The following is a 21,810-nucleotide window of genomic DNA, read 5'->3' as shown; positions in this document are numbered from 1 at the left end:
TGAGAAACATCATCGCATGATCCACATCACCACGGGAGCAGATGAGCGGATGCACTCTCAGATGAGCAGAGCCGTCACGGACTGCCGTGCATCTCGGTTCACGCCGACCCGCCCGAAGTGAGAGGAATCCATGACGACGACCGTCGACCCCACCGCGAGTCCGACCATGCGCGCCAGCGTGCTGGCCGAGGTCGGGATCCTGCGCATCGAGGACCGGCCGGTGCCCGTGCCGGCTGCCCGCCAGGTGCTGGTCGAGGTCGCCGCGGTCGGCGTCTGCGGCTCCGACGTGCACTACTACCGGCACGGCCGCATCGGCGATTTCGTGGTCGAAGACCCGATGATCCTGGGCCACGAGCTCTCCGGGCGGATCACCGCCGTCGGCGACGGTGTCGACCCGGCCCGCATCGGGCAGCGGGTCGCGGTGGAGCCGCAGTTCCCGTGTCGGCGCTGCCGGCAGTGCCGGGCCGGCCGGTACAACCTGTGCCCCGAGATGAGGTTCTACGCCACCCCGCCAGTGGACGGCGCGTTCTGCCGCTACGTCACCATCGACGCCGACATGGCCCACCCCGTCCCGGATTCGGTCTCCGACGAGGCCGCCGCATTACTGGAGCCGCTGTCGGTCGCGGTGGCCACGATGCGCAAGGCCCACGTCGCACCGGGCACGTCGATCCTGATCGCCGGCGCCGGACCCATCGGCATCATCTGCGCGCAGACGGCACGGGCGTTCGGCGCGGCGCGGATCGTGGTGACCGACCCGGTCGCGTCGCGGCGGGAGAGTGCGCTGCGATTCGGCGCCACCGAGGTGCTCGATCCGACCGCCGTGGACATCGCCGCGCTGGACCCCCAGGTGGACGCATTCGTCGACGCGAGCGGAGCCGCGCCCGCGGTGGTCAGCGGTATCCGTGCCGTCGGGCCGGCCGGCCACGTAGTGCTGGTCGGGATGGGCTCGGGCGATGTCGCGTTGCCCATCGGTCACATCCAGAACATGGAAATCAATGTCACCGGGGTGTTCCGCTACACCGATACCTGGCCCGCCGCAATCCATTTGGTGGCCTCCGGCGCCGTCGACCTGGACGCGATGGTCACCGGGCGCTTCGATCTCGAGCATGTCGGCGAGGCGCTGGACAGCGATACCGACCCGGCCAGCCTCAAGTCCATCGTCATCCCATCGTGATGACCACCGTGGCGACAGTCGTGGCGAAGGACCGGCCGTGAGTACCGCGATTCTGGAATGCACGGGTATCGCAAAGGGATTCGGCGGGGTTCCGGTGCTCAAAGGGGTGGGATTGCGCCTGCAGCCCGGCACCGTGACCGCGTTGGCGGGTGAGAACGGCGCAGGCAAGTCCACCCTGATGAAGATCATCAGCGGCCAGTACAGCGCCGATGAGGGTGTGGTGGCGGTGCGTGGTGAGCAGTTGGCACCGGGCAACACCCGCGAGGCGGTCAAGCGTGGCGTCGCCATCGTCCCGCAGGAACTCGCCTCCATCGAGGACATGACCGTCTACGAAAACCTCTTCGTCGGGCGCGAACTGACCCGCGGGCCGTTCCTCAACCGGCGGGCGATGATCAACGAGGCCCGGGAGACGTTGGCGGTGTTCGACGTCGGAATCTCACCGACGGCGCGGATGGGTGATCTGCCGGTCGGCCTGCGCCAGATCGTCGAGATCGTCAAGGCGGCCAGGGCGGGGGCCCAGGTCGTCATGCTCGACGAGCCCACCTCGGCGATCTCCGAGCGGGAGGTGGAGGGCCTCTACAAGATCGTGCGGCGGTTGCGTGACCAGGGCGTGGCCATGGTGTACACCACCCACAAGATGGCCGAGATCCGGGCGATCGCCGACCGCGTCGTGGTGCTGCGCGACGGCAACCTCATCGTGGATTCGCCGATCGGAGAGATCACCGACGACGAGATCGTGACCGCGATGATCGGTCGCGAACTCGACGCGCTGTTCCCGGACCGTCCGCAGCCCGCGGAGAGGACCGTCCTTGAGGTTCGCGGCCTCCAGGTCGCCGGGGCCGGGGAGCCCGTCTCGTTCACCGTCAAGGCCGGCGAAATCCTCGGCCTGGCCGGACTGGTCGGCGCCGGACGGACCGAACTGCTGGAGGCGCTCTTCGGTGCGCGCCAGTCCACCGCCGGTGAGATCCGGGTCGGCGGTGCACCGGTCAAGCGCAACAGCCCGGCGGCCGCCATTGCCGGCGGGATGGCGATGGTGCCCGAGGACCGCAAGCTCAACGGTGTCGTGCTGTCGATGAGTGTGCTCGACAACGGCTCACTGCCGCGGCTGTCGTCGTTCAGCCTGGCCGGTTGGCTGCGCTCGAAAACACGGCAGAAGGCGGTCTCCGACGTGATGTCATCGGTCCGGCTGCGCAGCCGTGGCCTTGGGCAGGAGGTCGGCACCCTGTCCGGTGGCAACCAGCAGAAGGTGGTGTTGGCCCGCTGGCTCACCGGTGAGGTCAACGTCCTGCTGCTCGACGAACCCACCCGTGGTGTCGACGTCGGGGCGCGCTCGGAGATCTACCGGATCATCACCGAGTTCGCCGCGCAGGGGATGGCGGTGGTGATGGCGTCCTCCGACATGCCCGAGATCGTCGGATTGTCGCACCGCGCCTTCGTGATGCGTGGCGGCGCCGTCGTCGGCGAGCTGGACCGCGCGGCCCTCGACCACCCCGCGGTCCAGGAATCGGTGTTCCGGATGGCCGCGGCCATGGACCAATCCACACCTGTCGGGACCTTCGAAGAATCAGGGGCATCGTCATGACCACCCAACTCAGCCCGGACAACGCGACCGAGCCCACCACCGTGGAACCGGCACGTCGGCTGTCGAGCAGCTGGCTCGGCGCGGTCGCGCTGCGGTACTCGATGGTCATCGTCATGCTGCTGGTGATCGCCTACTTCAGTTACCGCAGTGCACGATTCGCCACACCCGAGAATCTGGCCACCATCCTGGTCGCCGCCGCGCCGTTCGCGCTGATCGCGCTGGGGCAGACCCTGGTGATCCTCACCGGCGGTATCGACCTGTCCGTGGGCAGCGTCATCGCGGTCACCGCGATGGCCTCGGCGGCGACGGCCAAGGCCCATCCCGGTCAGGTGTGGCTCACCGTGCTGGTTGCGATACTGGTCGGGCTGGTGGTGGGAGCCATCAACGGAATTCTGGTGTCGCGCATCAACGTTCCGCCTTTCATCGCGACCCTGGGCACGCTGACGGCCGGGTCCGGGCTGGCTTACGTCGTCGGTCACGGCGCCCCGATCAACGGCCTGCCCGCGGAGTTCGGCTCCATCGCCAACACCAAGGTGCTCGGGCTGCAGATCCCGGTGCTGCTGATGATCGTGGGCATCATCGCCCTGGCCGTCATCATGAAACGCACCACCTACGGGATGCGGGTGTACGCCGTCGGTGGCAATCGCGCGGCCGCCGAGATCGCCGGGATCAACACCCGCAACGTGCTTTTCAGCGTGTACGCCCTGTCCGGTCTGCTGGCCGGGCTGTCCGGGGTGATGCTGGCATCCCGTGTCATCTCCGGGCCACCGAACCTCGGGCAGGGTTACGAGCTCGACGCCATCGCGGCGGTCGTGATCGGCGGAGCCAGCCTGATGGGTGGGCGCGGGACCATCTGGGGCACCGCGCTCGGGCTGCTGATGATCATGACGCTGAACAACGGTCTGGACATCCTCGTCGTCCCGGCCTACTGGCAGGACGTGATCAAGGGTGTCCTCATCGTCGCGGCCGTCGCCGTCGACGTATGGTCCTCGCGCCGCCGGACCTGACCGGGTCCGCAGTCCACCGATTCACCTTCATCCGAATCACCGCTTCACACCGAGAGAAATGAGAGAACAGTCATGCGATTCCTCACCAAGATCGCGGCCGTCACCGCAGCCGGCGCGCTCGGGCTGGGCTTGTCGGCCTGCGGTGCCGGGGACACCTCTGCGAACAAGGGCGCCAAACGCGTCGGTGTCACCGTCTACGACATGAGTTCGTTCATCACCGCCGGCAAGGAGGGTATGGAGGCCTACGCCAAGGCCAACAACATCGAGTTGCTGTGGAACTCGGCCAACAACGACGTCTCGACGCAGGCCAGCCAGGTCGATTCGTTGATCAACCAGGGCGTCGACGCGATCATCGTGGTTCCGGTGCAGGCCGATTCGCTCGGGCCGCAGGTGGCCTCGGCCAAGTCGAAGAACATCCCGCTGCTGGCGGTCAACGCCGCCCTCGACAGCAAGGACCTGGCCGGCAACGTGCAGCCCGACGATGTCGCGGCCGGCGCGCAGGAGATGCAGATGATGGCCGACAAGCTCGGCGGCAAGGGCAACATCGTCGTGCTGCAGGGTCCGCTCGGGGGTTCGGGGGAGATCAACCGCGGCAAGGGAATCGATCAGATACTGGCGAAGTACCCCGGTATCAGGGTGCTGGCCAAGGACACCGCGAACTGGAAACGCGATGAGGCCGTGAACAAGATGAAGAACTGGATCTCCAGTTTCGGAACCCAGATCGACGGCGTGGTCGCACAGAACGACGATATGGGCCTGGGTGCCCTGCAGGCGCTCAAGGAGTCCGGCCGCACCGGTGTCCCGGTCGTCGGCATCGACGGTATCGAGGACGGCCTCAACGCGGTCAAGAGCGGTGAGTTCATCGGCACGTCCCTGCAGAACGGCTCGGTGGAACTGGCCACCGGCCTGGCCGTGGCCAACAAGCTGGCCAAGGGTGAGCACACCGAGACCAACCTCGTCTACACCATGCCGGCCATCACCGCACAGAACGTCGAGGTGGCCATCGAGCACGTGGTGACCCAACGGCAGAAGTTCCTGGACGGGCTGGGCGACCTGATCAACAAGAATCTGGAGACCGGCGATATCGCCTTCGAGGGCATCCCGGGCCAGAAGCAGCCGTGACCTTCCCGACGCCCGCCCCCGGTTCGGGGGCGGGCGTCGGGCCGGACTCAGGCGGCGGCGCCGACCTCGGCGGCCGGGACGCCGGCGGGCTCCAGGGCCTGCGCGACGATCTCGGCCACGTCGACCATCGGCTTGACCTCCAGCGCCGCCAGCACCTCGGCCGGGACGTCGTCCAGGTCGGGCTCGTTGCGCTGCGGGATGAAGACGGTCTTCAGCCCGGCCCGTTGCGCCGCAAGCAGTTTCTGCTTGACGCCGCCGATGGGCAGCACCCGGCCGTTCAGCGTCACCTCACCGGTCATACCGACATCACCGCGCACCTGGCGCCCGGTGGCCATCGACACCAGTGCGGTCACCATCGTGACGCCGGCCGACGGGCCGTCCTTGGGCACCGCGCCGGCGGGCACGTGCACGTGGATCTGCCGGTCCAGCGCCTTCGGGTCGACACCCAGCTGCTCGGCGTGGGCCCGCACGTAGGACAGCGCGATCTGCGCCGACTCCTTCATGACATCGCCCAGCTGACCGGTCAGCTTCAGCCCCGGTTCGGCGTCGACCGATCCGGCCTCGATGTAGAGCACATCACCACCCAGCCCGGTCACGGCCAGCCCGGTGGCCACACCCGGCACCGCGGTGCGCTCGTCGGACTCCGGGGTGAACCGCGGACGACCCAGGTAGTCGACGAGATCCGGCTCGTCGATCACGATCGGGGCGTCGGTGGCATCCAGCTTGGTGGTGACCTTGCGTAACGCCTTGGCCAACAGCCGCTCGAATTGCCGCACGCCCGGTTCGCGGGTGTAATCCGCGGCGATCTTGCGCAGCGCCGCGTCGCTGAGCGTGACGTCGTCGGACGTCAGCGCCGCCCGCTCGGCCTGCCGGGGCAGCAGGTAATCCCGGGCGATGGCCACCTTGTCGTCCTCGGTGTAGCCGTCGATCTGGATCAACTCCATCCGGTCCAGCAGCGCCGACGGGATGTTTTCGATGACGTTGGCGGTCGCCAGGAACACGACATCGCTCAGGTCCAGATCCAGCTCCAGATAGTGGTCGCGGAACGTGTGGTTCTGCGCCGGATCCAGCACCTCGAGCAGCGCCGAAGACGGGTCGCCGCGGTAGTCCGAGCCCACCTTGTCGATCTCGTCGAGCAGCACGACGGGATTCATCGACCCCGCCTCGCCGATGGCCCGCACGATGCGGCCCGGCAGCGCGCCGACGTAGGTGCGCCGGTGCCCGCGGATCTCGGCCTCGTCGCGCACGCCGCCCAGGGCGACACGAACGAACTTGCGGCCCAACGCCCGGGCCACGGATTCGCCCAGCGAGGTCTTACCCACCCCGGGCGGGCCGGCCAGCACCAGGACGGCGCCGGAGCCGCGACCGCCCACGACGGCCATGCCGCGTTGGGCGCGCCGGGCGCGCACCGCCAGGTACTCCACGATGCGGTCCTTGATGTCCTCCAGACCGTGGTGGTCGGCATCCAGGATCTCGCGAGCCGACTTCAGGTCGGTCGAGTCCTCGGTGGTGACATTCCAGGGCAGGTCCAGGACGGTGTCCAGCCAGGTGCGGATCCAGCCGCCCTCCGGGCTCTGGTCACTGGCGCGTTCCAGCTTGCCGACCTCGCGCAGCGCCGCCTCGCGGACCTTTTCGGGCAGGTCCGCCGCTTGGACGCGGGCTCGGTAGTCGGCTTCACCCTCCTGGCCGTCGGGACCCAACTCGCCCAGCTCCTTGCGGATGGCGGCCAGTTGTTGACGCAGCAGGAATTCCTTCTGCTGCTTGTCCATTCCGGCGCGGACGTCCTCGGCTATCTTGTCGTTGACCTCGACCTCGGCCAGGTGTTCCCCGGTCAGTTCGATCAGCAGCCGCAGCCGGGCCGCGACGTCCTCGGTCTCCAACAACTCGCGCTTCTGCACGTCGGTCAGGTACGACGCGTACCCGGCGGTGTCGGCCAGCTGCGACGGATCGGTGATCTTGTTGACCACGTCGACGATCTGCCACGCCTCGCGGCGCTGCAGCATCGCCAGCAGCAGCTTCTTGTATTCGGCCGCAAGTGTTTTCGTCTCGTCGGTGGTGTCGGTGGCGGTCACCTCGGTGACCTCGACCCACAGGGCCGCGCCGGGTCCGGTGGTGCCGGAACCGATGTGGGCACGGTGCTCACCGCGCACGACGGCGGCGGCGCCGCCACCGGGGACCCGGCCGACCTGCACGATGGACGCGATCACCCCGTACGTGGGGTAGCGATCGTCCAACCGTGGCGCGATGAGCAGTTTCCCGGATTCGCTTGCTTGGGCGGCGTCGACAGCGGCGCGGGCGGCCTCGTCGAGCTCGATGGGCACGACCATGCCGGGCAGCACGATCGGCTCGCTGACAAACAACACCGGGACTGCGATGGCTTCAGGCATCAATCCTCCAGAAAGTTGAACCTGATGGGCTCAACTCTGGGTGGTGCTCCTTTGTTCCCACCGTGCTCGCGCCCGCTTCGCGACGACGATCGTCACCAGGATCAGCACCCCGGTCACGGCCAGGGACACGGCGGTGTTCACACCCTTCCCGACGTCGACGGAGAAGGAGAAGATGATGCCCAGACTGACGAACATGCCGATCAGCAGACCGACTCCCCATATCGCCGAGAGCAGAACATGCACCCGGTGCTTGAACGCCGCCTCGCCCGGTTCGGGCGAGCCGTCGGTGCCGGTCGGCTCCTCGCGCGAGCGCTCGTCAGAACCCTGCACGCGTTCGGCGACCACCTGGGTCAGCGGTTTCCCGATCACACAGCTGCCCAGGAACACCAGCGCGCCGATGCCGCCGACCAGGGTGTCGCCCACCATCAGCATTCGGGCGTCGTGGGTCGCCAACCCGACCGCGAGGCTCAGTCCGAAATTCAGCATCAGATAGCCGGCGAAGGGGTCCAGCCGGCGCGCCCTGATCGCGTCGTAGCCCACCTTGATACCGGCCTGCACCGTCGCGGTCAGCAGGGCGAGGTATTCGGAGACGCCGAGGGCGCGCAATCCGTAATAGCCGACCAGCGGCGGGGCGATGTCCAACAGCATGCCGCGTAGAACCGGGGTCACGGGCCGACGGTAGGTCGGGAAACTGGGAGGTTGCTGTCAGGACTTGTCCCGCGCCGCGCGGCCGGAATACCTGCGCGGCTCACCTCGTCGTAACCCTCATGGCCAAAGCAGTGCAATTCGACCGGTACGGGGACATCGACGTGCTGGAGGTACGCGACGTGCCGCGGCCCGTCCCGGCGCCGGGGGAGGTGCTCGTCGAGGTGAAGGCGGCCGGCATCAACCCCGGTGAGGCGATGATCCGCCAAGGGTTCCTGCACGACCGCTGGCCGGCGACGTTCCCGTCCGGCGAGGGCAGTGACCTGGCCGGTGTCGTCGTCGCATTGGGTGAGACCAGTGCCGCCGACTTCGCGGTCGGTGACGAGGTGCTCGGCTTCTCGCTCGCCCGCTCCAGTCATGCCGAGTTCGTGGCGGTACCCGCCGACCAGCTCGCGACCAAACCCGCCGGCGTGTCCTGGGAGGTGGCCGGATCGCTCTACATCGCCGGTTCCACCGCATACGCGGCCGTGCGGTCGGTCGGGCTCAAAACCGGTGACACCGTGGCGATCGCGGGAGCGGCCGGTGGCGTGGGCTCCATCGCCGTACAGCTGGCGGCCCGGACGGGCGCGACGGTGCTGGGCATTGCCGGGCCGGGAAACGACGCATGGTTGCGTGAACACGGGGCGGTCCCGGTGAACCACGGTGACGGGCTGGCCGGCCGGCTGAAGGCGGCAGCGCCGGGCGGCGCCGTCGACGCGTTCCTGGACTTCTTCGGCGGCGGGTACGTCGCCCTCGCGGTCGACGAATTGGGGGTCGCCGCCGAACGGGTCGACACCGTTATCGATTTCGCCGCGATCGAGCAGTACGGGGTTCTGGGTGTGGGCAGCGCCGAGGCCAGCACCGCGGCGGTCGTGGCCGAACTGGCCGGCTTGGTCGCGGCCGGCGAACTGGAGGTCCCCATCGCGAAGGTGTACCCCCTGGACCAGGTGCGCGCGGCGTACCGAGATCTGGAGCAGCGGCACACCCGCGGCAAGCTGGTGCTGCGGCCATGACGGATCCGTTGGCAGGCAAAGTGGTCGCGATCACCGGTGCCAGCAGCGGGATCGGCGCGGCGACCGCCCGGCTGCTCGCGCACCGCGGCGCACGGGTGGTGTTGGGCGCTCGGCGCGCCGATCGGCTGGTGCAACTGGGGGATTCGCTGCGCGCCGGCGGGGCGGAGGTGGCCCACGCGGTCATCGACATCACCCGGCCCGAGGACGCGCAGCGGTTGGTGGCAACGGCGGTCGACACGTATGGCGGGCTGGACGTCTTGGTCGGCAACGCCGGTATCGCCACACTCGGGCCGCTGGCCGACGGCGCCCTGGCCGAGTGGAGCGACATGATCGACGTCAACCTGCGTGGGGTGCTCAACGGGATCGCCGCCGCGATGCCGGTGTTCCTACGTCAGGGGCACGGCGACTTCGTCACCACGGTGTCGACCGCGGGTCTGAAGATCGTGCCGAACATGGGCGTGTACGCGGCCACCAAGAATGCGGTCCGCACGGTCATGGAGGCGTTGCGGCAGGAGTCCACCGACGGGGTGATCCGCACCACCAGTATTTCCCCGGGCTATGTGCGCACCGAACTCGGTGGTTCGGCCGAGACCCGTTCCACGATGGACGCCATCGCCATCGCCCCGGACGCGGTGGCGCGTGCGGTGGCCTTCGCCATCGAGCAGCCCCGCGACGTCGAGATCGGCGACCTGACCATCCGCCCCACCGTGCAGGGCTGAGCGGCTACTGCGCCGGCGTGGCGACCAGCAGTGCGGTGAGCAACCGCTCCAGATCGGCGACCGTGATACCGCCCGGCTGTAGGATCTCCTCCATCGCGATGCCGGTGGTCATCGCCACGAAAAGCTTTGCCAGCCCGGCCAGTTGGTGTTCGGACAGGGTGGGGTCGGCCTGCGCGACGACCTGCACGGCTTGTTCGGCGGCCGCCCGGCTGCGTTCGACCAGCTGGTCGCGCAGTTGCGGGTCGCGCACCGCGCGCAGCCAGTACTCGAAATACACCAGGTGATACGCCCGCTGGGCGTGGATCGAGTCGAGCATCGACCGACTCACCGCCTGGGTGGTCGCGGCCAGATCGCCGCCGCCGCTGCCGAAGGCACCGGCGATCACCGCGCCGCGTTGCTCGAACTGCCGATCCAGTAGGGCCAGGAACAGTTCGTCCTTGGACCCGAAGTTGGAGTACACCGCGCCCTTGGTGAAGCCGGCGGCCTGGCCGATCGCGTCGATGGTCGCCCCGGCGAACCCGGCCGCGGCGAACACCTCCAGCGCGGCGTCCAGGATGCGGTCCCGAACGTCTTCACGTCGGGGCCGAACGCGTCGTTTGACAGCCCTCATGAGCAACAGCATACTCGTCAGTATCCAATGGATACTCATGAGTATCGAAAGAGACGGTCTTGAGCGACACCCTTTCCGACACCACGCCGGCCGACGGGCCGGCCCCCGATACCGACGGCACGCCCGTCATCACCGCACACGGGCTGGGAGTGGACGGCGAACACGGTCCGCTGTTCGCCGGGATCGACCTTTCCCTGGGCGCGGGATTCCACGCGATCCAGATGCCGGGCGGTCACCCGCAGAGCGCGCTGCTGCTGACACTGGCCGGGCGGCTGGCCCCGAGCGCCGGCGCGGTGTCGGTGTGTGGCGACACCACCGCGCCCCGCATCCGGCGGCACTGCGCCATCGCCGCGTTCGGCGATATCGACGAACTCGAGGACGCCGTCACGGTCGCGACGGTGCTGGCCGAGCAGCGACGCTGGCTGTCCCCGTGGTACCGCAAGGTCGGCGCGGGCGCCGGATACGACCTCCTGGTCGAAGTGTCCGGTGACCTCACCGCACCAGCGCTGGACGCCTATATCGGCGACCTGACCGATCTCGAGCTGTTCCTGTTGCGCGTCACCCTGGCCCTGATGAGCGATCGCGAGGTGCTGATCGTCGGCGATCTGGAACAGGTGCGCGACCAGGGGCAGCGTGCCCTGGCCGTCGACCGGCTCGCCGCGCTCGCCGCGCGGCGCACCGTGGTCGTCGGCGTCACCAATCCGCTGGGCGGCACCGCTGCCGACCCGCTGGGCAGCACCGCTGCCGACCCGCTGGGCAGCACCGCTGCCGACCCGCTGGGCAGCACCGCTGCCGCGCACCAACTGCACGATGTTCGCGCTTCGATGGGAGGCCTGTGATGGCGGCCGTGTTCGCCTTCGGTTCGGAAGCCAAACGATTCGGCCGCAGCCGCCTGGGGCGCATCGGCATCGCGGTGTTGATGCTCATGCCCCTGGTGTACGGCGCGCTGTACCTGTGGGCGTACTGGGACCCCTTCGGACATGTCGACAAGATGCCGGTGGCACTGGTCAATTCCGATCGGGGAACCGAAGTCTCGGGGCAGCACATCGACGCGGGCGCGCAGGTCGCCAAGAGTCTGCTGGACGATGGTGGATTGGATTGGCACGTGGTCGATCCCGACGAGGCGCGCAGCGGGGTGGAACACGGCAAGTACTACTTCATGCTGGAATTGCCGCCCGACTTCAGCGAGGCGGTCGCCTCGCCGGTGACCGGGAACCCGAAGAAGGCCGATCTGATCGCGGTCTACAACGACGCCAACAACTACATCTCGGGCAGCATCGGGCACACCGCGATCGAACAGGTGCTCAACGCCGTGTCCTCGCGGATCGCCGGGCAGTCGGTGAACCAGGTGCTCTCGGTGGTGGTTTCCTCCGGCTCGGGCATCAAGGAGGCGGCGCACGGCGCCCAGCAGCTCGCCGACGGAACCGTGCGGGCCGACGACGGCGCCGGTCAACTCGCCACCGGCCTGGACAGTGCCAAGACCGGTTCGGCCGAGCTGGCCACCGGGGCCCGTCAGCTGTCCGCGGCGATCAACAAGGCGACCGACCCGATGATCACGGTCAGCAAGGCCCTGTCGCAGTTGGGCGGCAGCGACGAGCAGTTGCGCACCGGGGTGACCGCCCTGCGGCAGGCCACCGATCAACTCGACACGATCGCCGACGCGCAGGACCGGGCGGCCAGGGGCCTGGGCCCGGTCATCGACCAGCTCTCCGCCAGCGCGGATCCGCTGGCCGCCGGCGCGGCGAACTCGTTGCGCGACATCCAGAACCAGCTGCAGGCACATCAGTTCAGCCCGCAGATCCGCCAACAGCTGTCCAGTGCCGAGGATTCCGCGATCGCCATGACATCGGTGCTGCGGGCGCCGGACAGCGCCCTGAGCCGCTCACTCGACGACCTGGGCCGCGACGGCCGGGATCTGACCGACAAGCTCACCCAGTTGCGGGACGGCGCCGACCGCGTCGCGACCGGCAGCGCCGAACTGAACCGCGGCATCACCCGGTTGGACGACGGTGCGCACCAACTGAAGTCGGGCACCGCGCAACTGCGCGACGGTACCTCGGAATTGGCCGGCAAGCTGGCCGAGGGGGCCCAGCAGGTGCCGCAGTGGACCGATCAGCAGAAGGACGCCATCGCCGACACCATCGGCGGGCCGGTCCACCTGCAGGCCTCCCACGAGAACGGCGCGCCGAACTTCGGCACCGGCATGGCCCCGTTCTTCCTTACGCTGGCCCTGTTCTTCGGCGCGTTGATGCTGTGGATGGTTTTGCGGCCGTTGCAGTCCCGTGCGGTCGCGGCGGAGGTGCACCCGCTGCGGGTGGCGCTGGCGAGTTATCTGCCCGCCGCCGCGATCGGGGCGTGCCAGGCCGTCATCCTGTATGCGGTGGTGCGCTTCGCCCTCGGCATGCACGCCGAGCACCCGGTCGCGATGCTGGGGTTCATGGTGCTGATCGCCTGTGCCTTCGTGGCCGCCGCCCAGGCGGTCAACGCACTGGTCGGCCCCACCCTGGGCCGGGTCCTGCTGATGGCGCTGCTGATGGTGCAGCTGGTGAGCGCGGGCGGGCTGTATCCGGTGGAGACGACGTCCAAACCGTTCCAGTTCATCCACCGCTACGATCCGATGACCTTCGGCGTCAACGGGTTACGCCAGCTGGTGCTGGGCGGGGTGGACGGCAGGCTGTGGCAGGCCGTCGTGGTCCTGGTGGTCATCGGCGCGCTCGGCCTGCTGGTGTCGTCGTTGTCCGCGCGGCGCAACCGGCTGTGGACCATCTCCACCCTGATGCCTGCCGTCAAACCGTGAAAAGCAGGGAGCCTGCCGCTCGGGGGGTTGCGGCAGGCTCCCTGTGGTCATTGCGGGTTAGGCGGCGGCTTGCGCTCCCAGCACCCGCTGGATGTCCGGCTTCATCATCTGCAGCTGCTGTCCCCAGTAGCCCCAGCTGTGCGTGCCGTTCGGCGGGAAGTTGAACACGCCGTTGTTGCCACCGGCCGCGATGTAACGATCACGGAAGGTGATGTTGGTGCGCAGCGTGAACCCTTCCAGGAACTGGGCCGCCATCAGGTTGCCGCCGCCTCCGGAGGTGTCCAGTTCGGACGGCGTGCCGGTGCCGCAGTAGATCCAGATGCGGGTGTTGTTGGCCACCAGCTGGTTGATGTTGACCATCGGGTCGTTACGCCGCCACGCCGGGTCCGAGGAAGGGCCCCACATGCTTTCGGCGTTGAAGCCACCCGCGTCGTTCATGGCCAGCCCGATCAGCATCGGCCACCAGCCCTCGGAGGGGTTCAGGAAGCCCGACAGGGTGCCCGCGTAGATGAACTGGTCCGGGTGGTAGATCGCGTAGGTCAAAGCGGCGCTGCCCGCCATCGACAGACCGACCACGGCGTTGCCGGTGCGCGACACGCCCTTGTTGGCTTCCAGCCAGGCCGGCAGCTCCTGGGTCAGGAACGTCTCCCACTTGTAGGTGTAGTTCTGCCCGTTGCCCTTGGACGGCTGGTACCAGTCGGTGTAGAAGCTGGACTGACCGCCGACCGGCATGATCGTGGACAGGCCGGACTGGTAGTACCACTCGAACGCCGGGGTGTTGATATCCCAGCCGTTGTAGTCGTCCTGGGCGCGCAGACCGTCGAGCAGGTACAGCGCGTGCGGGCCGCCGCCCTGGAATTGGATGCGGATGTCGCGGCCCATCGACGCCGAGGGCACATCCAGGTATTCCACGGGCAGGCCCGGCCGCGAGAACGCCCCTGCGGTCGCCGAACCCCCCGCGAAGCCGATCAGCCCGGGCAGTGCGGCGACGGTCGCGGCGACCACCGCCGCCCGACGGAGCCACTGACCACGAATCTTCCTGATGAACTTCATAACGGCAACCAACCCACCTTTCGTAAGAGATCCAAGCAATTGCCGTTGCTCTTTCTTCGCCGAAAGTGAATCACGCGCCCCAAATGCCACACGTGTAACACGGCCGTGCGGTGCAGTCGCGGTTGGGCAACGATTGGGACTCGTCGCGGAGACCCACACGTGACCGCGTCGTGACCCGGCGGCGCCGACGTCAGGGTTCAGCGGGGATCGGCCGGGGACTAGCCGGCCAGCGCCTCACGCACCGCGCTGCGGCGTTCCTCGATGGCGCGCCCGATCTCCTGCAGGAGCAACGGCTTTCGCGCCACCAGCTCCTCGACGTGGGTGCGGCCGATCTGGAGCACCGTGACCTCGTCCAGGGCGTGTGCGCCGGCGGACACCGGTTCGCGGGTCAGGGCGGTCTGGCCCAGGAAATCCCCGGGCTCGGCGGTCCGGACGGTGACGATCGAGCCGTCCGGGCGCACCGCCGTCAGCCGCACCAGGCCCTTGACGATGAACGTCATCCGATCCGGAACCTGGCCGGAGAACTGCAGGGTTTCCTCGGCCCCGTACCGGGCCAACCGCAGATACGGCAGCAGGTCACCGAACTCGGCTTCGGTGAGGCGCAGGGTGGAGGCCACGACGTGCAACGAACCGGCGATCCGGTCCGGCGTGGCGAAATCGTCCTCGGCCTCGTCCAGGTGCAGATCCGCACGCCGGGCGGCATACCAGATCCAACGCAGGAACGTCGCCCTGGCCGAGCCGTCGTCGGCCGGGGTGCGCAGCGGGATCGTCGTCTTGTACTGCAAACCGCCCATGGCAACGGCTTTCGGCCGCGCGCCGGGCCGCAGTTGGGGCAGGTTGGCCGCCACCCGGGTCAGCATCGCGCAGACCTCGTCGGGAGCGTCCTCCAGGGCGAACACGCTCACCACAGAGATCGAGTGGTCACCGGCCGGGCGGCTCTGGTTGGTGAACGACGCCCCGGCCAACACCGAGTTCGGCATGATCTGCATGCCACTACCGGTGTCGATATGTGTTGCGCGCCAGTTCACTTCGACCACCCGGCCGCGGGCCGACGGGGTGTCCAGCCAGTCGCCCAGCTGGAACGGCTGCTCGAACAGCAGCAGCAGACCGGAGACGATCTGGCCCACCGAGTTCTGCAGTGCCAAACCCAGCACGATCGAGGTGATGCCCAGCGCGGTGAACAGACCGCCGACGTTGGCGCCCCACACGTAGGAGAAGATCAGCGCCAGCCCCACCGCGATCACCGCGAAGCGCGCGACGTCGAGGAAGATCGACGGAATCCGCTTGCGCCAGCTGCCTTCCGGGGCGCCCTGGAACAGCGTGGCGTTGAAACCCGACAGCAGCAGGATCAGGATGACGAAGCCGAAGACGGTCGCGATGATGCGCACCGGCGTGGCGTCCGCGTCGACCTCGTTGGCCTTCGTCAGCAGCAGCAGCAAGGCGCCGAGCGGCAGGATGTAATTCCTCAGCAGGCTCACCGCACGGGTGAGCGCGCTGCCGCGGCGGGCCAGGGCGTTGCGCACCTCGGTCAGGATGACCAGGGTGACCGGTAATCCGACGGACACGCCGACGGCCCAGAAGAACCACGGCGCGTCGAGCAGATCGGTCACGGCCGGCGCTCCGTGAGCCGCCACACCGGCTCCGCCCCGTCAGGGACCGCGATCTCACCTGCGGGCACGAACAGGTTCGGCTCGCTCACCGCATCCCGCACTCGTGCCGTCACGTAGACGCCCGGCTGCGCCGAGCCGCTCTGCACCTGGTTGGCCAGATCGACCGTGGCGCCCCACATGTCGTAGGCCAGGCTGGACCGGCCGACCAGGCCGCTGGTGACGGTCCCGGTGTCGATGCCGGCCCGCAGCTGCAGGTTGTTGCCCGTCTCGCCGTTGTAGCGGTCCACGATGCGCTGCATTTCCAAGGCGAAATCGACTGTGCGGCGCACATTGTCGAGGCGGGGAACGTTGAGTCCGCAGCTGGCCAGGTAACCGTTGTGCAGGGTGCGCACCCGTTCCACGCCCAGGCTCTCGGCCGCCGCGTCGAACTGGCGCACCAGACGGTTGACGATGGCCAGTGCCGCGTCCGAGCTCATCTGCGCCGACAACTCGTCGAGTCCGGCGATATCGGCGAAGATCACCGTGACATCCTGGTGATCCTGGGCGATGGTCTCCTCGCCCTCCCGGTAGCGGGCCGCCACCGGCTCGGGCATCAGCGACAGCAACAGCCGGTCGTTCTCCCTGCGCTGCTCGTTGAGCAGGTCCTCCTTGATCGCCAGGTTCCGGCTCATCCCGTTGAAAGCCACTGTCAGATCGCCGAACTCGTCCTTGGACTGCACCGGCACGGTCACCCCGTAGTCACCGGAGCTGATCTGCTGGGCGCCGGCCTCCAAGCGCCTGATCGGCCGGATGAAGAACCGGGCGAGCAGCATCGCCGCGATGGACACCACGAAGATGATCCCGGCCGTGGACAGCACGAGATTGCGGGTGAACGCGGACACCGGGGCGAAGGCCTCGGCGGTGTCGATCTTGGCGATCATCGCCCAGTGCAGGCCCTCGACGTCGACGGGAGCATAGGCCTGCAGGGTCTCCTTGCCGAGATAGTCACGGGCGATGAGGGTGCCGCGTTGGCCGCGCTGCGCCAACTTGGTGGCTTCACTGCCCACCGGTTGCACCAGCGTGGTGCCGCCCTGGCGGATGGAGTTCTGCGCGACGTCGGGCGGGGTGCCGGCGTCGATCACCTCGCGCTTGAATTTCTCCGGATCCTCGACGAACAGCCGGGAATCCGAGCGCATCAGATCGTCCGGCCCGACGATGTAGGTTTCGCCGGTCTTGCCCATGCCGGATTCTTCCCAGCGCTTGTCCATCGTCATCAGCCGGTTGATCTTGGAGATCGGGAACTGCAGGGCCAGCACGCCCGCTACGTGTCCGAGGTCACCGACGGGGGAGACCAGCCATGCGGTGGGTGACGGTGCCGGTTGGTAGTCACCGAAATCGGTGACGGTGACGTAGTCGACGGCGTTGGACGCCATGGCCTTGAGGTAGGCCTCGGTGAGATTGCCGGTGCGGTACGGGCCGTTGAGGATGTTGGTGCCCAGGTCGACGCCTTTGTACGCCGAATACACGACGTTGCCCCGGGTGTCCAGCAGCAGGGCGTCCTCGAACTCGAACCGGGTGACGATCTCGCGGAAGAAGTCGTTGTACCTGGCGTTTGCCGCCGACCAGGGGCTGCCGTCGCGGGCATCGTCGAATCGGATCGACTTGTCCCAATCCGTGAATGGTGTCGTGTAATTGGCCTGCAGGTATTTCTGCGCGTTCGATGTCGGCAGCAGCGCCGACACGTCGACCTCGTCGCCGGTCTGGTTGTCCTCCACCCTGGCGAATTGGTTGTTGTAGTAATTCGTGATCGCCTGCTGCTGTTGCGGGGTGATGGTCGCATCGGCCAGCTGGTCGAATCCCGCGGTGAACGCCTGCAAGGCCTGCGTGGTGGTCGCCCCGCGGGTGTAGATGACCAGTGAATTCTTCAGATCGGAAATCTGGGTGCTCAGTTGCCTGCTCTGCGATTGCCGGATTTCGGTCAACCGGTCGAATACCGAATTGCGCAGCGATTCCCGGCCGGACTGATAACCGATGGCCCCGACCACGGCCGCCGACAGGATGCTCGTGGCCAGCAGCATCACCAGAAGTTTGGATTGGATGCTCACGCGGGAAAGGAAACGGCGGCTCAACTTCGGCGGTGCCGCTGCATCACCCGAATCGGAATCCGTCGGGCTTTCCATTGTCGTGGTCATCGGTTCGAGAGCTTAAGCGCTCGACCATTCCATTGTTGTTGTTGCCCGATATTCACCCGTGCCGTTCAGCGGGACGCGACGATCACCCAGCCGTGTGGCGGCACCACGACGTCGGAAACGTGATCCGGCGGCGGCGCACCCGACCCGGCGACGATCTGTCCCGGCCGGGGCAGGGTGGCCCGCAACGGCTCGGCGCCGACGTTGAGCGCGACGGTCAGCTCGCCACCGTCGGCGGCGGTGCGGTACACGTAACCGGTGTTGCTGACCGCGATGGCTTCCGTGCGGGCGGTGTGCAACCACGGGTGCCGGCGCCGCAAGCCGATGAGGTATTGGTGCAACTGCAAGGTGTCGCTGTGATCCGTTGGGCGCGGGCCGAATTCGGGGCGGATGGCGTCGTCGCCGCCGGCTCGCTCCTCTTTGACGGCCTGCCACCCCCATTCGTCGCCGGCGTAGATGCTGGGCGTGCCGCCGGTGGTGAGCAACAGCACCAGGGCGTGTTCCAGGTGGCGCGGGTCGTCGAGACGGCTGGCGATCCGCGTGACGTCGTGGTTGCCGACGAAGGTGAGCGGAACGAAGGTGTCCAGGAATTCGTCGTGGCGGCGCAACGCCCAGTCCAGTTCGTGGAAGTTGCCGTCGTTGAGGCTGCTCCAGACGGCCTTCCACAGTTCGTATTGCGTCACCGAGTCGAAGCCCGCCGCCTGCACCTGCGCCGGGTAGTCACCGTGGATCACCTCGCCGACGAACCAGGCCCGCGGATGGCGTTCCCGGACGGCCGGGAGCACGGCGGCCCAGAACCGTTCCGGTACCGCATATGCCGCGTCCAGCCGCCAGCCGTCGGCGCCCCGGTCCAGCCAGTGCGTCATCACGTCGACGGTGTAGTCCACCACCTCGGGATTGCCGTGGTTGAGCGCGATCAGCTCACCGTGGCCCTCGAAGGTGGCGAACCCGTCCCGCGATCGGCGGAACCACCGGGTGTCACCGCCCTCTGGTTGGTCCAGGGCCTGGCGGTAGCGCGGGAAGTCGGTGCCGACGTGGTTGAAGACACCGTCGAGCAGGATCCGCAGACCACGCCGGCGGGCTTCGTCGACGAGCCGGTCGAAGTCCGCGTCGTCGCCGAGGCGGGGGTCGATCCGGTAGTGGTCGGTGGTGTCGTACCCGTGCGTGCGCGAGGCGAAGATCGGTCCGAGCGCGATTCCCGAGCAGCCGAGCTGTACGGCGTGGTCCAGCCAGTCCGCGATGCGCAACAGCCGGTGCTCATCCGGGCGCGGCGGTGGATCGGCCGGGAAGGCGCCGACGAACCCGAGCGGATAGATCTGCCACCAGATGGCGTGGGCCACCCAATCCGGATCCGTCATGGCCGGAACTTCGCTTCGTACAGGGCGCGCATCCGCTCGGTGAGTTCGTCGGCCGGACCGTCGGTGTGGATGCCGGGCGCGACGGTGCCGATGGGCAGCGGTGCCACGGGCGCCGGCGGGGTACCCCACTCGGTGCACCACCGGCTCAGTTGCGCCGAGGACGCCGCGTACACGATGCGCCCGAGCCCCACCCAGGCGTGGGCCGCCGCGCACATCGGGCAGTGCTCGCCCGAGGTGTACACCGTGGCCGCGCGCCGCTCCTCGGGCGTCAGGTGCTCGACGGCCCACCGGGCGATGGCGAATTCGGGGTGCCGGGTGGCATCGCCGCCGGCCACCCTGTTGCGGTCCTCGAAGCGGGTCCGACCGGTCGCGTCGACCAGCAGGGAACCGAACGGCTCGTCGCCGTCGTCGAGTGCCGACCCGGCCAGTTCGACGCAGCGGCGCAGATATTCGAGGTCTTGCGCACTGATGGACACCCTGGCGAGCCTACTCACCGCCGGCGAGGGCACCCGCTAGGTCTGATGGCATACCTGGGGGACGGTCTCGAATGCCGACGCCGAACCCCAACACCACGCCGCGTAGGCGGCGGCGACCGCCACCCGATCGATGTCGAGCTGGTTCCCGCCGGCCGACCGGACCGACTCCGCGACCGCGAACTTGATGATGTCGACGAGCGCCGACAACGGTGCGTCCGGTCGGTGCGTAGTGGACATGGTCACTGTTCCCCCAACGGCAGGGGCCCTCGCGTGTCGCCCCGTTGCGAGACGCGAAACCGCTGCCTGCCCAACACCTTAGTCCTTGTGCCCGGTGTTCGCGCGGCAGGCGCGCCTTCAGTGACAGCAGCCTTTCGCGGTCGTGACCACATCGAGACGGCACGCGCACGATGCCAGCACCGGTACGTCGGCGCGGGCGGTGGCCAGGGTGAGTTGCTGACCGATGATCGCCGCCTCGGCGTCGCGGCCCAGGCGCTGCAGGCACTCGTGGTAGCCGTGCAGGCTCCACACGTTGCCGGGATGCTGGCAGGACCGGCGCAGCGTGCCGTCCAGGCCCAGGTCGGCGGCGTACACCGCGGCGGCCTCCTCGACGTGGCCCTGCTCCAGCAGCAGCGCCCCGTAGGCGTGCCGGGTGGGCTGCATCCAGCCCCACGGCTCGTCGTAGGGCAGCGCGTCGTCGAGCGCGATGGCCGCCCGCAGATGGGTGAACGCGTCGTCGAAACGTTGTTCGCGGTAGGCGATTTCACCGTCCAGCATGGCCACCGCGATCGCCAGGATGTCGCGGCTGGTGTTGTTGAACAGGTACCGGGTGTCCGGGATGCGGTCGTAGGCGGCCGCCAGCGCGGCCCGCTCGGCATGGGCTTGGGGGAGTTGCGCCTTGGCGGCGTGCGCGACACCCCGGCCGTAGTGGACGGTGGCGGTGGTGGTGCAGTACAGCTGCTGGTCATCCGGCAGCGGGGTGGCGATCAGTTCGTCCCAGCGCCCGAACCGCACCAGCACGTGCACCCGCAGCGGCACGAACGCCTCCAGCCAGTCGGCCATCGGCGGGGATTCGATCGCCAGCAGCTCGGGGGTCAGCTGAGCGGACAACTCGTCGGCGGCGTCGAGTGCCACCCGCGACCGCCCCTCGAACATCGCCGAATACACCACGAAGTGCAGATCGTGCGCCCGGTACAGCGAATAGAAGTTCAGCGGGCCCTCGCGCCGCACGAATCGGCGGTCGGCGTGCACCGCGGCCTGGTTGGCCAGGATCGAGGACCGGTAGTCGCCGCACAGCACGTCGATATGGCTGGGCATGTGCTGCAGGTGGCCGGCATCGGGCACCAGGCCGCGCAGCAGATCGGCCGCCGGCAGCGCGTCCTCGGGGTGCGCCGACATTTCCAGCGCGTGCAGATACAGATGCAGCACACCCGGATGCGCGCGCCCGGTTTCGGTGCCCAGCGCGTCGTCCAGGATGCGCACGGCCGCCAGCACCCGGGAACCGGGGGCGGGCGCGCCGGTCGCGCTGTCCCACAGTGCCCACGCGGTGACGTTGAGCAGCGCGTCGGCCGCCAGCGCGGCGACGTCGACATCGCCGGGGTGCTCCGCGGCAACCCGGGCCATCGCGTCGGCGTAGGCGCCGTGCCCGGCCTCCAGCGCCGCCGCGTCACCGGGATCGTCGGTCGGGAAGCGGACGGTGAGCGCGTCGATCAGTTCCCGCTCCACCACCGAGGCGCGCCCGGTCGCCGCCAGGGCCAGTTCGGTGCGGGCCCGGGCCAGGGACGCGGCCAGGTCCACCGGATCGAACGCCTCCCAGGCCTTGTTGTAGTTCGGGCCGACCGCGTACGCGATGCCCCAGCGGGCGATGGCCAGATCGGGATCGAGGGCGAGCGCACGCTCGAAACAGTGCACCGCTTCTTCGTGATTGAAGGCGTACGCCCAGACCATGCCCCGGTCGAACCACACCTGGGCCTGCGGCTCGGGTGTCTCGACGGGCCGGTGGTAGGAACCCAAATCGTAGTAGGGCTCGGTTGCTGTGCTCACCGCACGCACG

The 21,810-nt window shown here is 68.4% G+C and carries 18 protein-coding genes; 8 read left to right on the top strand and 10 right to left on the bottom strand.

From position 1 onward, the window contains the following. Nucleotides 1-130 precede the first annotated feature (130 nt). From BN977_RS00465 to BN977_RS00450, 4 genes are all read left to right on the top strand, one after another. Nucleotides 131-1,174 (top strand): NAD(P)-dependent alcohol dehydrogenase, encoded by a 1,044-nt coding sequence (locus BN977_RS00465; RefSeq protein ID WP_036395635.1) that lies wholly within the window; start codon nt 131-133, stop codon nt 1,172-1,174. Between the two features lie 37 nt (nt 1,175-1,211). Then, complete coding sequence (locus tag BN977_RS00460; protein WP_036395634.1) at nt 1,212-2,756, top strand: sugar ABC transporter ATP-binding protein; 1,545 nt, start codon at nt 1,212-1,214, stop codon at nt 2,754-2,756. Next, entirely contained in the window at nt 2,753-3,763 is a 1,011-nt protein-coding gene (locus BN977_RS00455) for an ABC transporter permease (RefSeq protein ID WP_036395632.1), read from the top strand. The genes BN977_RS00460 and BN977_RS00455 overlap by 4 nt, the downstream gene beginning before the upstream one ends. A 72-nt stretch (nt 3,764-3,835) precedes the next feature. Beyond that, nucleotides 3,836-4,885, top strand: coding sequence for a substrate-binding domain-containing protein (locus tag BN977_RS00450; protein ID WP_036395630.1), 1,050 nt, complete (start codon nt 3,836-3,838; stop codon nt 4,883-4,885). 47 nt (nt 4,886-4,932) lie between these two features. On the opposite strand, the gene lon is transcribed toward BN977_RS00450, so the two are convergent. Together lon and BN977_RS00440 are read right to left on the bottom strand one after the other, a co-directional pair. Continuing rightward, nucleotides 4,933-7,272, bottom strand: coding sequence for an endopeptidase La (gene lon, locus BN977_RS00445; RefSeq protein ID WP_036395628.1), 2,340 nt, complete (start codon nt 7,270-7,272; stop codon nt 4,933-4,935). 30 nt (nt 7,273-7,302) lie between these two features. After that, complete coding sequence (locus BN977_RS00440; protein WP_036395626.1) at nt 7,303-7,941, bottom strand: VC0807 family protein; 639 nt, start codon at nt 7,939-7,941, stop codon at nt 7,303-7,305. A 98-nt stretch (nt 7,942-8,039) separates the two neighbouring features. Between BN977_RS00440 and BN977_RS00435 the strand changes: the two genes are divergently transcribed. Both BN977_RS00435 and BN977_RS00430 read left to right on the top strand, forming a co-directional pair. Continuing rightward, entirely contained in the window at nt 8,040-8,969 is a 930-nt protein-coding gene (locus BN977_RS00435) for an NADP-dependent oxidoreductase (protein WP_036395624.1), read from the top strand. After that, complete coding sequence (locus BN977_RS00430) at nt 8,966-9,688, top strand: SDR family oxidoreductase (RefSeq protein WP_036395622.1); 723 nt, start codon at nt 8,966-8,968, stop codon at nt 9,686-9,688. Before BN977_RS00435 ends, BN977_RS00430 begins: the two co-directional genes overlap by 4 nt. A 4-nt stretch (nt 9,689-9,692) precedes the next feature. Here BN977_RS00430 and BN977_RS00425 read toward each other — a convergent pair whose 3' ends face one another. Next, nucleotides 9,693-10,310, bottom strand: coding sequence for a TetR/AcrR family transcriptional regulator (locus BN977_RS00425; RefSeq protein WP_036395620.1), 618 nt, complete (start codon nt 10,308-10,310; stop codon nt 9,693-9,695). Nucleotides 10,311-10,357: 47 nt separating this feature from the next. On the opposite strand from BN977_RS00425, the gene BN977_RS00420 reads away from it, so the two are divergent. Together BN977_RS00420 and BN977_RS00415 are read left to right on the top strand one after the other, a co-directional pair. Next, on the top strand, nt 10,358-11,137 hold the full coding sequence (locus tag BN977_RS00420; RefSeq protein WP_407661161.1) for a hypothetical protein: 780 nt from the start codon (nt 10,358-10,360) through the stop codon (nt 11,135-11,137). Beyond that, complete coding sequence (locus tag BN977_RS00415) at nt 11,137-13,095, top strand: YhgE/Pip domain-containing protein (protein WP_036395617.1); 1,959 nt, start codon at nt 11,137-11,139, stop codon at nt 13,093-13,095. Before BN977_RS00420 ends, BN977_RS00415 begins: the two co-directional genes overlap by 1 nt. 57 nt (nt 13,096-13,152) lie before the next feature. Here BN977_RS00415 and BN977_RS00410 read toward each other — a convergent pair whose 3' ends face one another. From BN977_RS00410 to BN977_RS00385, 7 genes are all read right to left on the bottom strand, one after another. Beyond that, nucleotides 13,153-14,148, bottom strand: a complete 996-nt coding sequence (locus BN977_RS00410; protein ID WP_024455880.1) for an esterase family protein — start codon at nt 14,146-14,148, stop codon at nt 13,153-13,155. A 218-nt stretch (nt 14,149-14,366) separates the two neighbouring features. Then, complete coding sequence (locus tag BN977_RS00405) at nt 14,367-15,758, bottom strand: mechanosensitive ion channel domain-containing protein (RefSeq protein ID WP_024455879.1); 1,392 nt, start codon at nt 15,756-15,758, stop codon at nt 14,367-14,369. Then, a complete protein-coding gene (locus BN977_RS00400; protein ID WP_036395613.1) occupies nt 15,755-17,929 on the bottom strand; it encodes an adenylate/guanylate cyclase domain-containing protein in 2,175 nt (724 codons plus the stop codon). The genes BN977_RS00405 and BN977_RS00400 overlap by 4 nt, the downstream gene beginning before the upstream one ends. Nucleotides 17,930-17,994: 65 nt before the next feature. Beyond that, complete coding sequence (locus BN977_RS00395) at nt 17,995-19,284, bottom strand: alpha-amylase family glycosyl hydrolase (protein WP_036395611.1); 1,290 nt, start codon at nt 19,282-19,284, stop codon at nt 17,995-17,997. Beyond that, the gene (locus BN977_RS00390; protein ID WP_036395609.1) at nt 19,281-19,760 is read right to left on the bottom strand and encodes a nucleoside deaminase; all 480 of its coding nucleotides are present in this window, start codon (nt 19,758-19,760) and stop codon (nt 19,281-19,283) included. Before BN977_RS00390 ends, BN977_RS00395 begins: the two co-directional genes overlap by 4 nt. 36 nt (nt 19,761-19,796) lie before the next feature. Continuing rightward, nucleotides 19,797-19,997: a hypothetical protein gene (locus BN977_RS31645; protein WP_081664638.1), complete on the bottom strand. Its 201-nt coding sequence runs from the start codon at nt 19,995-19,997 to the stop codon at nt 19,797-19,799. A gap of 117 nt (nt 19,998-20,114) precedes the next feature. Beyond that, nucleotides 20,115-21,800, bottom strand: a complete 1,686-nt coding sequence (locus tag BN977_RS00385) for a tetratricopeptide repeat protein (protein ID WP_051560938.1) — start codon at nt 21,798-21,800, stop codon at nt 20,115-20,117. Nucleotides 21,801-21,810 lie beyond the last annotated feature (10 nt).

Origin of the sequence: Mycolicibacterium cosmeticum (assembly GCF_000613185.1) — a bacterium.
Taxonomy (GTDB): domain Bacteria; phylum Actinomycetota; class Actinomycetes; order Mycobacteriales; family Mycobacteriaceae; genus Mycobacterium; species Mycobacterium cosmeticum.
This window is presented reverse-complemented; position numbering and strand designations above follow the sequence as displayed.

Coding starts and splice junctions, on each gene's coding strand:
- BN977_RS00465 (WP_036395635.1), top strand. CDS start 131: ATGACGACGACCGTCGACCCCACCGCGAGTCCGACCATGCGCGCCAGC.
- BN977_RS00455 (WP_036395632.1), top strand. CDS start 2,753: ATGACCACCCAACTCAGCCCGGACAACGCGACCGAGCCCACCACCGTG.
- BN977_RS00450 (WP_036395630.1), top strand. CDS start 3,836: ATGCGATTCCTCACCAAGATCGCGGCCGTCACCGCAGCCGGCGCGCTC.
- lon (WP_036395628.1), bottom strand. CDS start 7,272: ATGCCTGAAGCCATCGCAGTCCCGGTGTTGTTTGTCAGCGAGCCGATC.
- BN977_RS00435 (WP_036395624.1), top strand. CDS start 8,040: ATGGCCAAAGCAGTGCAATTCGACCGGTACGGGGACATCGACGTGCTG.
- BN977_RS00430 (WP_036395622.1), top strand. CDS start 8,966: ATGACGGATCCGTTGGCAGGCAAAGTGGTCGCGATCACCGGTGCCAGC.
- BN977_RS00425 (WP_036395620.1), bottom strand. CDS start 10,310: ATGCTGTTGCTCATGAGGGCTGTCAAACGACGCGTTCGGCCCCGACGT.
- BN977_RS00415 (WP_036395617.1), top strand. CDS start 11,137: ATGGCGGCCGTGTTCGCCTTCGGTTCGGAAGCCAAACGATTCGGCCGC.
- BN977_RS00410 (WP_024455880.1), bottom strand. CDS start 14,148: ATGAAGTTCATCAGGAAGATTCGTGGTCAGTGGCTCCGTCGGGCGGCG.
- BN977_RS00400 (WP_036395613.1), bottom strand. CDS start 17,929: ATGACCACGACAATGGAAAGCCCGACGGATTCCGATTCGGGTGATGCA.
- BN977_RS00395 (WP_036395611.1), bottom strand. CDS start 19,284: ATGACGGATCCGGATTGGGTGGCCCACGCCATCTGGTGGCAGATCTAT.
- BN977_RS31645 (WP_081664638.1), bottom strand. CDS start 19,997: ATGTCCACTACGCACCGACCGGACGCACCGTTGTCGGCGCTCGTCGAC.